This window comes from Klebsiella sp. JN_Kp127, assembly GCF_040062505.1.
Lineage (GTDB): Bacteria > Pseudomonadota > Gammaproteobacteria > Enterobacterales > Enterobacteriaceae > Klebsiella > Klebsiella quasipneumoniae.
The window spans coordinates 1-13656 of record NZ_JBEAHS010000007.1 but is presented as its reverse complement, the minus strand read 5'-3'; the positions used below and the strand labels follow the sequence as shown (position 1 = coordinate 13656).

Below are 13656 nucleotides of genomic sequence, written 5' to 3'. Positions count from 1 at the left end.
TGATAATTTCGCAAGATATTTACTTTTACAACGAAATTATCCATGTTTCGGATTAAGCGCTAATGATAGTGCATTCTGACAGCGCGGATCATGGGGAAAGATCACATCAGGCTGCAATTCCCCGATATGTTTGCCATCCAGCGCGGGGATTTTTTGCGGTCGGGCGAAAATGGTGAAGCCTTTCATCAGCAGCGTGTCGCAAATGCGGTTGTCATCATCAACGGCGATAGCGACGATGGCGCGCGGTTGAAAGCGCCCGGCGGAGCGGCCGACCCCCACCCGACCCTGCTGGCACAGGCTGTCGAAGGCGCGATTGAAGCGGCGGATCTGCCAGCCGCCGAAGGCCAGTTGGGTAAGCCAGGCGATGGCGGCGACGGTGATGAGTGCGGTAACCATAGGTGTCTCCTTAAGGGGGTCGGGAACAACCCGGGTCGCGGCGCGAGCGCCTAACCCGAGCGACCCGCGGTGCCGTATTTTTGTCGGGTGGCGGCTAACGCCTTACCCGACCTACCGTTTTGTAGCCCGGATAAGCGCGGCGCCATCCGGGATCCCTTTAAAACATCACCTGGCCGCCGGTAACGTTGATCGACTGACCGGTGCAGTATGACGCCTGCGGGCTGGCGTAAAACATCAGGACGTTCAGCACATCCTGATATTCGCAACCGCGCTTCAGGGGCACCTTGTCGATGTAGTACTGCTCGACCTCGCTCTCATCGATACCGAGCTTGGTGGCGTACTGCGGCAGCAGCGACTGGAACATCGGCGACTTCAGCAGATTACCGAGCATCAGTGAGTGTACGGTAATGCCGTACTCCGCCAGATCCAGCGCCAGCGACTGGGTCAGGCCGACGCCGCCGAACTTCGCCGCGCTGTAGCCGGAGTTGTGCTTGCTGCCCACTTTGCCGGATTTCGAGTTGATCTGAATGATGCGTCCCTTAATGCCGTCGCGGATCATCAGCCGGGAAAACTCGCGGGCGCAGAGGAAGTAGCCCACCAGATTGACCTGCAGCGAGCGGTCGAAATCCCCCAGCGCAAAGTCGCTAATAAACGCCGCTTTAGCGATGCCGGCGCTGTACACCAGCAGATCGACACGCGAGAAAATCTCATCCACTCCGTGGGCCAGCGCGGTGACGCTGGCCTCGCTGGTGGCGTCGGCGCCGAAGCCATACGCCATGCCTTCGCCATATTCAGCGTTAATCTCCTGGGCGACGCGGCTGGCTTTTTCGCTCTGAATATCGACCACCGCCACGCGGTAGCCCTCGGCGGCCAGCCCGCGGCACAGAAACTCTCCTAAGGTTTGTCCACCGCCAATGACAACAGCAACCTGATTCATCTTTCTCTCCTGTTAAGCAACAAATTTCAGTACGCAGCCGGTGGCGATGCCTTCCGGCACCGGGCCCGCCACGTGCACGGTTCCGGGGAATTCCGCTTCGCGGTGACCATCAAAGCGCAGCGTGATATGGCCCAGCTCGCGCAGGTTTTGTTCGGCGACCTCGCCGACGGCGGTCACCGGGTAGCGCAGCTCGCCAAGCTGCAGCTCTGCGCCCGGCTGCAGCGCGCCGGCAAGCTCGCCGTGGTTGTGAATAAAGCAGTACTCTTCGATATCGGCAGGGGCGCCTTCGCGGAAGGTGATCAGCATCTGCTCCTCCAGCGCCATCGTCGCGCTGGCGCCGATATGGGTAATGGTGGTCTGGTAAATCACGGTCATGTTCTGGCCCCTCTTACTGGTAAATAAATCCGGAAACGAACCACGCGATCAGCACCGTTGGCGCGCCGGTCAAAAAGCGGCTGACCAGCACCGACGGCACGCCGACGCGCACGGTATCCTGGCGGGCTTCAGCCAGCGACAGGCCTACCGGGATAAAATCGCAGGCGGCCTGGGCGTTAATGGCGAACAGCGCCGGCAGGGCGAGGTGCGGGGGAATATTGCCGAGGCCGATCTGAACGCCGATCAATACGCCAATCACCTGGGCGATAACCGCGCCGGGGCCGAGAAACGGCGACAGCAGCGGGAAGGAGCAGATCAACGCCAGGGTCACCAGACCCAGCGGATGGCTGGCCAGCGGCGCCAGGCCATGGGCGATCCAGTCGCCGATGCCGGAGGCCATGATGATGCCGATCAGCGCCGAGACGAAGGCCATAAACGGCAGAATGGTCTTCAGCACCGTATCGATGGTGTCGCGCCCGGCCTGGAACAGCACCGCCACCACCGAGCCCATCCCCATCCCGACCTTCGCCAGCAGGCCATCGCTCTGTTCAGTGATCTTTTTGCTGGCGTCGTAATCGCGACCCGCGCGGTTGTTCTCCGCCGGCGGCTCGGGAGCTACCGCGCTGTCGGTCGCGATGCGCTGAATGTTCTCCTCTTTGACGCCGGAGACGTAGATATCTTCTGTGATGTACTGGGCCAGCGGCCCCGATTTGCCGGTGGCATGGATATTCACCGTCGGGATGCGACGCTTGGGGTAGAGCCCGCAGCGCAGGGTGCCTCCGCAGTCGATAATCGCCACGCCGATGTCGCTTTCCGCCGGTTCGCCCTCTTTAAAACCATCCACCGCCTGCCAGCCGGTCAGGCTGGCGATGCGGTCAACGATCGCCGGGCGGGTGCCGGCGGTGATATAGACGATCTTTTTGCCCTCGACGACGTCGAGCTCAAGGGGGCCGCCCCAGCCGCCGGTACCTTTCTCAATACGAATCCGGGTCATGATGTCGCTCCTGACAGATGCACTTTCTGAGCCAGCTGAATCGCCATTTTTCGTTCGAAAATCGAGGTGGTCAGGTCGGTGACCCAGCCGCGGAAGAAGTTGGTCACCAGCCCGACCAGCAGATAGCTCACCGCCAGCGGCCCAAGCGGCAGGCCGAGGGTGGTGAGGCCGTTGGCGATGCCGAGATAGACGAACAGCTCGCCGGGGTTGATATGCGGAAACAGGCCGTTCATCGAGTGGCAGCTGTAGGACGCCGCCGCGTAATAGCTGGGCTTGTACTTCTCTGGCATAAAGCGGCCCAGGCTCAGGGTCATCGGGTTACAAAACACAAAGGTGCCGATGCAGGGCAACAGCAGGTAGCGGGAGATCGGGTTCCCGGCGCAGCGCTGCGCCAGTTTTTCGATCCGCTGCTGGCCGATAAAGTTGATCAGCGCGTTCATGATCACCAGCAGACTGATCAGCAAGGGGAGGATCCCGGTCACCATTCCGGTAAATACCTCGCCGCCTTTCTGAAACAGGCCGATAAACCACTCTGCGCCGTGGGTCACGACGTCAATCATTGTTCTCTCCTTCAGCATGTTATTTTTCTTGCTAACTGCAGGCTGATTTTAATCACTTTGAAAGGTTTTAAAGTGTTAAATAGATCGCAAAATGAAAGATAAATATTTTATTTCGAAAGATTGGCGCTGAGAGGATGAAATCACGAGGCGCATGACAGCATCCAGGAAGGGGGGCGGTGAAGGACTATTTTGTCTACAAACAGATTGTCGCTTTCTTGTTGGTCGTCGCATGCTTTACCATAATTATCCCTTGCTGAATTTGTTAAACGGAATTCCCATGTTGAAGCGTCGCTCTCTGGCTGTACTTCCCCTTTGTGTGCTCCTCGCTGCCTGCAGCAGCAAACCCAAGACTCCCGCGGAAACGGAGATGGCGAGTGGAACCGGCGGCTTTTTGCTGGAACCGCAGCATAACGTGATGCAGATGGGCGGCGACTTCGCCAACAACCCGGCAGCGGCGCAGTTCATTGATAAGATGGTGGCGAAGCACGGCTTCGACAGGCAGCAGCTGCAGGAGATCCTGTCGCAGGCGAAGCGTCTGGACTACGTTCTGCGGCTGATGGATCGTCAGGCGCCGACCGGCCTGCCGCCGACCGGGCCGACCGGCGCCTGGCTGCGCTACAAGAAACAGTTTATTACCCCGGATAACGTGCAGAACGGCGTGGTGTTCTGGAATCAGTATCAGGACGCGCTCAACCGCGCTTATCAGGTCTACGGCGTACCGCCGGAAATCATTGTCGGCATTATCGGCGTGGAGACCCGTTGGGGCCGGGTGATGGGCAAAACCCGCATCCTCGACGCGCTGGCGACTCTGTCGTTTAACTATCCGCGCCGTGCTGAGTACTTCTCCTCCGAGCTGGAAACCTTCCTGCTGATGGCGCGCAGCGAAAGCGACGACCCGCTGGATCTGAAAGGCTCTTTCGCCGGGGCGATGGGTTACGGCCAGTTTATGCCGTCCTCCTATAAGCAATACGCGGTGGACTTTAACGGCGACGGCCATATCAACCTGTGGGACCCGGTGGATGCGATCGGCAGCGTGGCCAACTACTTCAAACAGCACGGCTGGGTGAGCGGCGATCTGGTGGCGGTGCAGGCGCTGGGCCAGGCGCCGGGGCTGGAGAATGGTTTCAAAACCAAATACAGCGTTTCGCAGCTGTCGGCGGCGGGATTAACCCCGACCCAGCCGCTGGGCAACCATCAGCAGGCCAGCCTGCTGCGCCTGGACGTCGGCACCGGCTATGAGTACTGGTACGGGTTGCCGAACTTCTACACCATCACCCGCTACAACCACAGCACCCACTACGCCATGGCCGTCTGGCAGCTTGGCCTGGCGGTTTCTCAGGCCCGCGGCGGTTATTGATACTGTCATCCGGCTGACCGATCCCGAGCCTCCCCGGATAGCGGCGCGTAGCGCCTTATCCGGGCTATGGTCTGTTATCCGGTTGGCAGCCCCGGTAAGCGCAGCGCGACCGGGGGACTTCTCGCTTATCCTCCTGCTTTTTCCCGTTTGCCTGCCGCTTGTCGACCTTTGTTACATTTCCGCTCACCGACGCTGATTTACAATCTTATTTCGCCTCTGTATTGTTATGTTATAACATTAAATAGAGGTAGAATATGTTCACATCGGTTTTTATGGCATCCGGCGCGGCGCGCCTGGCCATCGCGGGAACGCTACTGACGGCGCTATGGCTGGCGACCTGGTGGGCGGTGACGCTGCCATGATTGAACTGGAACAACTGGTAACCGGCTATGGCGGGGTGGCGATCACCCCGCCGCTGAGCGGGATGATATGCCCCGGCAGCCTGACGGCAATCGTTGGCCTCAATGGCTGCGGAAAATCGACCCTGTTGAAAACCCTCGCCGGGTTTCTTCCGCCGGTCAGTGGCTGTCTGCGCTGGCAGGGAAAGCGGCCGGTGATTGGCTGGCTGGCGCAGCGCCATGCCCTCGAGTCGCAGTTTCCTCTCAATGTGCAGGATGTGGTGAGTCAGGGCGCATGGCCCGGCGTGTCGCTGCTGCGCGGTCTGGGCGGCGATACCCGGCGACGCATCGGCGCGGCGCTGGAGCGGGTCGGGCTGGCGAGCCTGGCGAAAACCCCGATCGAAGCGCTCTCCGGCGGCCAGTTTCAGCGCATGCTGTTTGCCCGGGTGCTGGTGCAGCAGGCGCCGCTGGTGATGCTCGACGAGCCCTTCACCGGCATTGATGAAGCGACCAGTCGCGAACTGATGGATTTGATCCTCGACATGCACCGGCAGGGGCAGACCATCCTGGCGGTGCTGCATGATAACCAGCGGGTAGCCGACTTTTTCCCGGAGACGCTGCTGCTGACCCCCCGGCGCGCCTGCTGGGGCGCCACCCGGGCGGTTCTCCCGGCCTTCAGCCAGGCGAGGTCGGCATGATCTGGCACACCTTCTTTCAGCCTTTTATTGAATTCGGCTTTATGCGCCGGGCGCTGGTGGTCTGTCTGGCGCTGTCGCTAAGCACCACCATGCTGGGCGTCTTCCTGCTGCTGCGGCGCATGAGCCTGATGGGCGACGCGCTGTCGCACGCCATTCTCCCCGGCGTGGCGGTGGGCTATCTGCTGAGCGGCATGTCGTTGCTGGCCATGACCCTTGGCGGCTTTGTCGCCGGCATCGCGGTCGCGCTGGTCGCGGGATGGGTGAGCCGGCGGACGCCGTTAAAAGAGGACGCCAGCTTTGCCGGATTTTATCTGGGATCGCTGGCGCTGGGCGTCACCCTGGTGTCGCTGCGCGGCTCCAGCGTCGACCTGCTGCATCTGCTGTTTGGCTCCATTCTGGCGGTGGACCGTGACGCGGCGCTGTTTGTCAGCGGCGTCGCCAGCCTGACGCTGCTGTGCATCGCGCTGTGCTACCGCGGTCTGGTCAGCGAGGCGTTCGACAGCGCCTGGTTGCAGGTGAATCACCGCCGGCTGCCCGCGCTGCTGCATGGGCTTTTTCTGGCGCTGCTGGTGCTTAACCTGGTGGCGGGGTTTCAGGTGCTCGGCACGCTGATGGCGGTAGGGGTGATGATGCTGCCGGCGGTCGCCGCGCGCTGCTGGGCGCGAACGCTGCCGGGCATCCTGCTGCTGGCGGCGCTCTCCGGCGCGCTCTGCGCCTGGCTGGGTTTGAGTCTCTCCTGGGCGGCCAGTCTTCCCGCCGGGCCCGCCATCGTGCTGACCGCCAGCGCGCTGTTTTTTATTTCGCTGTTTTTTGGCACGCGCAGCCGACTGCTGGTCGGCTGGCGCAAATTGATGGGGTAAGGAAATGATGAAACGTAGTGCAATAGTGGTCGCGCTGGCCTTCGGCCTGATGGCGCAGGGGGCGATGGCGAAAACGCTGAATGTGGTAAGCAGTTTTTCGGTGCTGGGTGATATGGTGCAGCAGGTCGGCGGGGAGCATGTTCATGTGGACACCCTGGTCGGCCCGGATGGCGATCCGCACACCTTCGAGCCGTCGCCGAAGGACAGCGCGCTGCTCAGCAAGGCCGACGTGGTGGTGGTTAACGGTCTGGGACTGGAAGGGTGGCTGGATCGCCTGATTAAGGCCTCTGGTTTTAAGGGCGAGCTGGTGGTGGCGTCGAAGGGCGTCAAGACCCATACCCTCGATGAAGATGGCAAAACGGTGACCGATCCCCACGCCTGGAACAGCGCGGCGAACGGCGCGTTGTATGCGCAGAATATCCTCGATGGACTGGTGAAAGCCGACCCGGAAGATCAAGCGGCGCTGACGAACAGCGGCAAGCGTTATATCGAGCAACTGACGGCCCTCGACGGCTGGGCGAAAGGGCAGTTCAGCGCCATTCCGCAGGCAAAGCGCAAAGTTCTCACCAGCCATGACGCCTTCGGCTATTTTGGCCGCGCTTATCACGTGACCTTCCTCGCGCCGCAGGGGCTCTCTTCAGAGAGCGAGGCCAGCGCGGCGCAGGTGGCGGCGCTGATTAAGCAAATCAACGCGGACGGCGTCCATACCTGGTTTATGGAGAACCAGCTTGACCCGCGACTGGTGAAGCAGATCGCCAGCGCCACCGGCGCGCAGCCCGGCGGAGAACTCTATCCTGAGGCGCTCTCCGCCCCGGGTGGCGTCGCGGATAGCTATGTCAAAATGATGCGTCATAACGTGGCGCTGATCGCCGCCAGCATGAAGTAATCGTGCAATTTCTCATCCCGGCGCCGCCGGGATGATTCATTTTGGATGTCCCCTCGTAAATTCCACACCTCGTCCCCATATCTCTGTGGAAAGTGCTATCTTTGATGGCCTCTTTATCCGGAGCAAAGCGGGGCGATAATGACCGATTCAGAATTAATGCAGCTAAGCGAGAAGGTCGGCCGGGCGCTGAAGGCGCAGGGCGCGACGGTGACCACGGCGGAATCCTGCACCGGCGGCTGGATAGCGAAAGCCATCACCGATATTGCCGGCAGCTCAGCGTGGTTTGAACGCGGTTTTGTGACCTACAGCAACGAGGCCAAATCGCAAATGATCGGCGTCAGCGAAGCGACGCTGCGGGACAACGGCGCGGTGAGCGAACCGGTGGTGGTGGAGATGGCGATCGGCGCGTTGCGCGTTGCGCGCGCGGACTATGCCATCTCGGTAAGCGGCGTCGCCGGGCCGGATGGCGGCAGCGACGAAAAGCCGGTCGGGACGGTGTGGTTTGGCGTCGCCAGCGTCAGCGGGCAAGGGGTGACGCGGCGGGAATGCTTTGCCGGAGACCGCGAAGCGGTGCGTCGTCAGGCGACGGCCTACGCGCTCAATCTGCTCTGGCAACAATTTCTACAAAAGACTTGATACTGTATGACTATACAGTATAATTGCCTCAACTGAACAAATATTAACGGCGAAGCGAACAGGCTTCACCCTGCATGATTAGGAGTAACAATGGCGATCGACGAAAACAAACAGAAAGCGTTGGCGGCTGCACTGGGCCAGATCGAAAAGCAATTCGGTAAAGGCTCCATCATGCGCCTGGGTGAAGACCGTTCTATGGACGTAGAAACCATCTCCACCGGCTCGCTTTCTCTGGATATCGCGCTGGGCGCCGGCGGTCTGCCAATGGGCCGTATCGTCGAGATCTACGGGCCGGAATCCTCCGGTAAAACCACCCTGACGCTGCAGGTTATCGCCGCAGCGCAGCGCGAAGGTAAAACCTGTGCGTTCATCGATGCGGAACACGCGCTGGATCCGGTCTATGCGCGCAAACTGGGCGTGGATATCGACAACCTGCTGTGTTCTCAGCCGGATACCGGCGAGCAGGCGCTGGAAATCTGTGACGCGCTGGCGCGCTCCGGCGCGGTTGACGTTATCGTCGTCGACTCCGTCGCGGCGCTGACGCCGAAAGCGGAAATCGAAGGCGAAATCGGCGACTCTCACATGGGCCTCGCGGCGCGTATGATGAGCCAGGCGATGCGTAAACTGGCGGGTAACCTGAAGCAGTCCAACACTCTGCTGATCTTTATCAACCAGATCCGTATGAAAATCGGCGTGATGTTCGGTAACCCGGAAACCACCACCGGCGGTAACGCGCTGAAGTTCTACGCCTCCGTGCGTCTGGATATCCGTCGCATCGGCGCGGTGAAAGAGGGCGATAACGTCGTCGGCAGCGAAACCCGCGTCAAAGTAGTGAAGAACAAGATTGCGGCGCCGTTCAAACAGGCTGAATTCCAGATCCTCTACGGCGAAGGCATCAACTTCTTCGGCGAGCTGGTTGACCTCGGCGTGAAAGAGAAGCTGATTGAGAAAGCGGGCGCCTGGTACAGCTACAACGGCGACAAAATTGGTCAGGGTAAAGCGAACGCTATCACCTGGCTGAAAGAGAACCCGGCGGCGGCGAAAGAGATTGAGAAGAAAGTGCGCGAACTGCTGCTCAACAACCAGGACTCTACGCCGGACTTCGCCGTTGACGGCAACGACGCAGAAGAAACGGAACAAGATTTCTGATATCGTCTAACAGAGTGATAAAGGGCTGCTTATGCGGCCCTTTTGCTTTTCTTAGATTATTGAGGTGCCTGTGACTGAACCTTCATCACGCCGATCCGGCTATGCTCGTCTGCTGGACCGCGCTATCCGTATCCTGGCGATGCGCGACCACAGCGAACAGGAGCTGCGGCGCAAACTGGCCGCTCCGGTGATGAGCAAAAACGGCCCCGAGGCGCTGGACGTCACCCCTGAAGAGCTGGAGCAGGTGGTGGCCTGGTGTATCGAAAACCGCTATCTCGACGATAATCGTTTTGTCGGCCAGTTCATCGCCAGCCGGAGCCGCAAAGGCTATGGCCCCGCGCGCATTCGTCAGGAGCTCAGCCAGAAAGGCATTGCGCGCCAGGCCGTTGAACAGGCGATGCGCGAATGCGATATCGACTGGGTGAGCCTTGCCAGGGCGCAGGCGCAGCGTAAATACGGTGAACCGTTACCATCCGCCTTTACTGAAAAAGTGAAAATCCAGCGATTCCTGCTGTACCGTGGCTACCTGATGGAAGATATCCAGGAAATCTGGCGAAATTTTGCAGATTGACCCATCCGGGATTTTACTTCGCCGTAAAGAAAACTTATCTTATTCCCACTTTATTCCGTCGGGCCGCTGGTTGTGACAGTGCAGGCAGCGTCCTGGGCGATTATTCCTTTACACAAAATCATTCAAGCTGCATCAGGGCGGCAAGAGAGACTATCTTCCGCAGCGCACGTCAGTTCGGTGCCGGAAGAGCAAGCGCAGCCAGGACAGAGGCGACTTGAAGGATGACGTGTAGCTTGATTTCAGGATAATTATGAGCAAGAGCACCGCTGAGATCCGTCAGGCGTTTCTCGACTTTTTCCATAGCAAGGGACATCAGGTAGTTGCCAGCAGCTCCCTGGTGCCGCACAACGATCCGACCCTGCTGTTTACCAACGCAGGGATGAACCAGTTCAAGGATGTCTTCCTTGGTCTCGACAAACGTAATTATTCGCGTGCGACCACCGCGCAGCGTTGCGTGCGTGCGGGTGGTAAACACAACGATCTGGAAAACGTCGGTTACACCGCGCGTCACCACACCTTCTTTGAAATGCTGGGCAACTTTAGCTTCGGCGACTACTTCAAGCAGGATGCCATCAAATACGCGTGGGAACTGCTGACCGGTGAGAACTGGTTCGCGCTGCCGAAAGAGAAGCTGTGGGTCACCGTTTACGAGACCGATGACGAAGCATTCGACATCTGGGCCAATGAAGTAGGCGTCCCGCGCGAGCGAATCATTCGCATCGGCGACAACAAAGGCGCGCCGTTTGCTTCAGACAACTTCTGGCAGATGGGCGACACCGGTCCGTGCGGCCCGTGCACCGAAATCTTCTTTGACCACGGCGATCACATCTGGGGCGGCCCTCCGGGAAGCCCGGAAGAAGACGGCGACCGCTACATTGAGATCTGGAACATCGTCTTCATGCAGTTCAACCGTCAGGCTGACGGCACCATGGAGCCGCTGCCGAAGCCGTCCGTCGACACCGGTATGGGCCTGGAGCGTATTGCCGCGGTGCTGCAGCACGTTAACTCCAACTATGACATCGACCTGTTCCGCGATCTGATCGCCAGCGTGGCGAAAGTCACCGGCGCCACCGATCTGACGAACAAGTCGCTGCGCGTAATCGCCGACCACATTCGCTCCTGCGCCTTCCTGATCGCTGACGGCGTTATCCCGTCGAATGAAAACCGCGGCTACGTGCTGCGTCGCATCATTCGCCGCGCGATCCGTCACGGCAACATGCTGGGCGCGAAGGACACCTTCTTCTGGAAACTGGTTGCCCCGCTGATTGCCGTGATGGGCTCCGCCGGCGAAGAGCTGAAGCAGCAGCAGGCTCAGGTTGAGCAGGTGCTGAAAACCGAAGAAGAGCAGTTCGCCCGTACTCTGGAGCGCGGACTGGCGCTGCTGGATGAAGAGCTGTCGAAGCTGAAAGGCGACACCCTGGATGGCGAAACCGCCTTCCGTCTGTACGACACCTACGGCTTCCCGGTCGACCTGACCGCGGACGTCTGCCGCGAGCGCAACATCAAGGTTGACGAAGCCGGCTTTGAGGCCGCCATGGAAGAGCAGCGCCGCCGCGCGCGCGAGTCCAGCGGTTTCGGCGCGGACTACAACGCGATGATCCGCGTTGACGGCGCCTCTGAATTTAAAGGTTACGATCGTCTGGAGCTGAACGGCAAAGTGACGGCGCTGTTTATCGACGGCAAAGCGGTGGATAGCGTCAGCGCGGGTCAGGAAGCCGTGGTGATCCTCGACCAGACCCCGTTCTATGCGGAGTCCGGCGGCCAGGTGGGCGATAAAGGCGAACTGAAAGGCGCGGGCTTCTCTTTCGCGGTCAGCGACACGCAGAAGTACGGCCAGGCCATTGGTCATATCGGTAAAGTCGCCAGCGGCTCCCTGAAAGTGGGCGACGCGGTGCAGGCCGATGTGGACGAGGCTCGCCGTCAGCGTATCCGTCTGAACCACTCCGCGACGCACCTGATGCACGCGGCGCTGCGCCAGGTGCTCGGCACTCATGTGGCGCAGAAAGGCTCGCTGGTCAACGATAAAGCGCTGCGCTTTGACTTCTCGCATTTCGAAGCGATGAAGCCGGAAGAGATTCGTGCAGTGGAAGATCTGGTCAACGCGCAGATCCGTCGTAACCTGGCTATCGAAACCAACATTATGGATATCGATGCCGCGCGCGCATCCGGCGCCATGGCGCTGTTCGGCGAGAAATACGATGACCGCGTCCGCGTGCTGCAGATGGGCGACTTCTCCACTGAACTGTGCGGCGGGACTCACGCGGCGCGTACCGGTGATATCGGCCTGTTCCGCATCACGTCTGAGTCCGGTACCGCCGCTGGCGTGCGCCGTATCGAAGCGGTGACCGGTGAGGGCGCGATAGCCATGCTGCACGCGCAGAGCGATCAGCTCAGCGATATCGCACAGCTGCTGAAGGGCGACAGCCACAATCTCGGCGAGAAAGTTCGCGCCGCGCTGGAGCGTACCCGTCAGCTGGAAAAAGAGCTGCAGCAGCTGAAAGAGCAGGCTGCGGCGCAGGAGAGCGCAAACCTCTCCAGCAAAGCGGAAGAGATTAACGGCGTTAAGCTGCTGGTCAGCGAACTGGCCGGCGTGGAGCCGAAGATGCTGCGTACCATGGTTGACGACCTGAAGAACCAGCTGGGTTCGACGGTTGTGGTGTTGGCTACGGTCGCAGACGGTAAAGTTTCCCTGATTGCCGGTGTGTCTAAGGATGTGACAGATCGCGTGAAGGCTGGGGAGCTGGTTGGTATGGTCGCTCAGCAGGTGGGCGGTAAAGGGGGCGGTCGTCCGGATATGGCGCAGGCCGGTGGTACCGATGCGTCTGCTCTCCCTGCAGCGTTAGCCAGTGTGAAAGGCTGGGTCAGCGCAAAACTGTAATAACTATAAGCGCATATACCCTAAATAATTCGAGTTGCAGGAAGGCGGCGACGCAGCGAATCCCCGGGAGTTTACTCAAGTAAGTGACTGGGGGGAGCGAGGAAAGCTAACATACATGCAACCTGAAGTATGACGGGTATAGGTGCCGTAACCTCAGGGAAATGGCACCTTGCGCGAGAAACACCGATAACGATAAAGTCGGGTTGAAATTGTGTATATCGGCTAAACTTAGGTTTAACAGAATGTGATGCCATGACTGCTTATACCGCAAGGTATTTGTCATCGCTTACTTTTTGGCGTTATATGATGGATAATGCCGGGATACGAGAGACCCGACTCTTTTAATCTTTCAAGGAGCAAAGAATGCTGATTCTGACTCGTCGAGTTGGTGAGACCCTCATGATTGGAGATGAGGTCACTGTGACAGTTTTAGGGGTGAAGGGTAACCAGGTTCGTATTGGCGTAAACGCCCCTAAAGAAGTATCTGTTCACCGTGAAGAGATCTACCAGCGTATTCAGGCTGAAAAATCCCAGCAGTCCAGTTACTAAGGTTTCCGCGCCTCGCTGTTCAGTGAGGCGCATCACTTACCGCCGCTTTTTCTCTTTTTCTGTTTTTTCCCCTGCGCCATACCGCTTTTCATCACCCTTTGCTGCTTTGGTCGTTTGGCGTTATGCCTGCGTCAGGGCTGATTTCCTGTTGATAAATTGCCCTTTTTGCCGTTTTTGCACGCGAATTGCGTGCGAAGTGTGCAAACGAAAAAAGGTCTCGAAAAAGTGTTTGACTTATAAGTACCAGAAAGTAATATGTGCGCCATCGCAGCGACGAAGAGCAGAAACAAGTTCTTCGAAGCACTCGAAAGAGGCGTGTGTGGTGAGGTGGCCGAGAGGCTGAAGGCGCTCCCCTGCTAAGGGAGTATGCGGTCAAAAGCTGCATCCGGGGTTCGAATCCCCGCCTCACCGCCATTTTGCATCCGTAGCTCAGCTGGATAGAGTACTCGGCTACGAACCGAGCGGTCGGAGG

At 59.3% G+C, this 13656-nt stretch carries 14 protein-coding genes and 1 tRNA gene; 10 read left to right on the top strand and 5 right to left on the bottom strand.

The annotated features are described in order from the left end of the window. Positions 1 to 36: 36 nt before the first annotated feature. The 5 genes from gutM to ABLV04_RS04880 form a co-directional block, all read right to left on the bottom strand. Positions 37 to 396: a transcriptional regulator GutM gene (gutM, locus tag ABLV04_RS04900; protein ID WP_023290773.1), complete on the bottom strand. Its 360-nt coding sequence runs from the start codon at positions 394 to 396 to the stop codon at positions 37 to 39. A 157-nt stretch (positions 397 to 553) separates the two neighbouring features. Then, on the bottom strand, positions 554 to 1333 hold the full coding sequence (srlD, locus tag ABLV04_RS04895; protein WP_002914815.1) for a sorbitol-6-phosphate dehydrogenase: 780 nt from the start codon (positions 1331 to 1333) through the stop codon (positions 554 to 556). Between the two features lie 12 nt (positions 1334 to 1345). Continuing rightward, positions 1346 to 1708 carry a PTS glucitol/sorbitol transporter subunit IIA gene (srlB, locus tag ABLV04_RS04890; RefSeq protein ID WP_023290772.1) on the bottom strand — a complete coding sequence of 121 codons (363 nt, stop codon included), beginning with the start codon at positions 1706 to 1708 and terminating at the stop codon, positions 1346 to 1348. A gap of 13 nt (positions 1709 to 1721) precedes the next feature. Beyond that, entirely contained in the window at positions 1722 to 2702 is a 981-nt protein-coding gene (locus ABLV04_RS04885; RefSeq protein ID WP_032453820.1) for a PTS glucitol/sorbitol transporter subunit IIB, read from the bottom strand. Then, on the bottom strand, positions 2699 to 3262 hold the full coding sequence (locus tag ABLV04_RS04880; protein ID WP_004205677.1) for a PTS glucitol/sorbitol transporter subunit IIC: 564 nt from the start codon (positions 3260 to 3262) through the stop codon (positions 2699 to 2701). Before ABLV04_RS04880 ends, ABLV04_RS04885 begins: the two co-directional genes overlap by 4 nt. Before the next feature lie 277 nt (positions 3263 to 3539). On the opposite strand from ABLV04_RS04880, the gene mltB reads away from it, so the two are divergent. From mltB to ABLV04_RS04830, 10 genes are all read left to right on the top strand, one after another. Then, positions 3540 to 4619 carry a lytic murein transglycosylase B gene (gene mltB, locus ABLV04_RS04875; RefSeq protein WP_023290770.1) on the top strand — a complete coding sequence of 360 codons (1080 nt, stop codon included), beginning with the start codon at positions 3540 to 3542 and terminating at the stop codon, positions 4617 to 4619. A 325-nt stretch (positions 4620 to 4944) separates the two neighbouring features. Beyond that, positions 4945 to 5655, top strand: a complete 711-nt coding sequence (locus tag ABLV04_RS04870; RefSeq protein ID WP_072413489.1) for an ATP-binding cassette domain-containing protein — start codon at positions 4945 to 4947, stop codon at positions 5653 to 5655. Further along, on the top strand, positions 5652 to 6515 hold the full coding sequence (locus tag ABLV04_RS04865; protein ID WP_023290767.1) for a metal ABC transporter permease: 864 nt from the start codon (positions 5652 to 5654) through the stop codon (positions 6513 to 6515). The genes ABLV04_RS04870 and ABLV04_RS04865 overlap by 4 nt, the downstream gene beginning before the upstream one ends. A gap of 7 nt (positions 6516 to 6522) precedes the next feature. Beyond that, a complete protein-coding gene (locus ABLV04_RS04860) occupies positions 6523 to 7401 on the top strand; it encodes a metal ABC transporter substrate-binding protein (protein WP_032453816.1) in 879 nt (292 codons plus the stop codon). Positions 7402 to 7539: 138 nt separating this feature from the next. After that, positions 7540 to 8037 (top strand): nicotinamide-nucleotide amidase, encoded by a 498-nt coding sequence (pncC, locus tag ABLV04_RS04855; protein ID WP_087826516.1) that lies wholly within the window; start codon positions 7540 to 7542, stop codon positions 8035 to 8037. A gap of 90 nt (positions 8038 to 8127) precedes the next feature. Next, positions 8128 to 9186, top strand: a complete 1059-nt coding sequence (gene recA, locus ABLV04_RS04850) for a recombinase RecA (protein WP_004205686.1) — start codon at positions 8128 to 8130, stop codon at positions 9184 to 9186. Positions 9187 to 9256: 70 nt separating this feature from the next. Beyond that, a complete protein-coding gene (gene recX, locus ABLV04_RS04845; RefSeq protein WP_023290764.1) occupies positions 9257 to 9757 on the top strand; it encodes a recombination regulator RecX in 501 nt (166 codons plus the stop codon). 250 nt (positions 9758 to 10007) lie between these two features. Beyond that, on the top strand, positions 10008 to 12635 hold the full coding sequence (gene alaS / locus ABLV04_RS04840) for an alanine--tRNA ligase (RefSeq protein WP_032453813.1): 2628 nt from the start codon (positions 10008 to 10010) through the stop codon (positions 12633 to 12635). Positions 12636 to 12998: 363 nt separating this feature from the next. Next, positions 12999 to 13184 carry a carbon storage regulator CsrA gene (gene csrA / locus ABLV04_RS04835; RefSeq protein WP_000906486.1) on the top strand — a complete coding sequence of 62 codons (186 nt, stop codon included), beginning with the start codon at positions 12999 to 13001 and terminating at the stop codon, positions 13182 to 13184. Between the two features lie 321 nt (positions 13185 to 13505). After that, a tRNA-Ser gene (locus ABLV04_RS04830) sits at positions 13506 to 13598 on the top strand. Positions 13599 to 13656: the final 58 nt, after the last annotated feature.

Coding starts and splice junctions, on each gene's coding strand:
- gutM (WP_023290773.1), bottom strand. CDS start 396: ATGGTTACCGCACTCATCACCGTCGCCGCCATCGCCTGGCTTACCCAA.
- srlD (WP_002914815.1), bottom strand. CDS start 1,333: ATGAATCAGGTTGCTGTTGTCATTGGCGGTGGACAAACCTTAGGAGAG.
- srlB (WP_023290772.1), bottom strand. CDS start 1,708: ATGACCGTGATTTACCAGACCACCATTACCCATATCGGCGCCAGCGCG.
- ABLV04_RS04885 (WP_032453820.1), bottom strand. CDS start 2,702: ATGACCCGGATTCGTATTGAGAAAGGTACCGGCGGCTGGGGCGGCCCC.
- ABLV04_RS04880 (WP_004205677.1), bottom strand. CDS start 3,262: ATGATTGACGTCGTGACCCACGGCGCAGAGTGGTTTATCGGCCTGTTT.
- mltB (WP_023290770.1), top strand. CDS start 3,540: ATGTTGAAGCGTCGCTCTCTGGCTGTACTTCCCCTTTGTGTGCTCCTC.
- ABLV04_RS04870 (WP_072413489.1), top strand. CDS start 4,945: ATGGCTGGCGACCTGGTGGGCGGTGACGCTGCCATGATTGAACTGGAA.
- ABLV04_RS04865 (WP_023290767.1), top strand. CDS start 5,652: ATGATCTGGCACACCTTCTTTCAGCCTTTTATTGAATTCGGCTTTATG.
- ABLV04_RS04860 (WP_032453816.1), top strand. CDS start 6,523: ATGAAACGTAGTGCAATAGTGGTCGCGCTGGCCTTCGGCCTGATGGCG.
- pncC (WP_087826516.1), top strand. CDS start 7,540: ATGACCGATTCAGAATTAATGCAGCTAAGCGAGAAGGTCGGCCGGGCG.
- recA (WP_004205686.1), top strand. CDS start 8,128: ATGGCGATCGACGAAAACAAACAGAAAGCGTTGGCGGCTGCACTGGGC.
- alaS (WP_032453813.1), top strand. CDS start 10,008: ATGAGCAAGAGCACCGCTGAGATCCGTCAGGCGTTTCTCGACTTTTTC.
- csrA (WP_000906486.1), top strand. CDS start 12,999: ATGCTGATTCTGACTCGTCGAGTTGGTGAGACCCTCATGATTGGAGAT.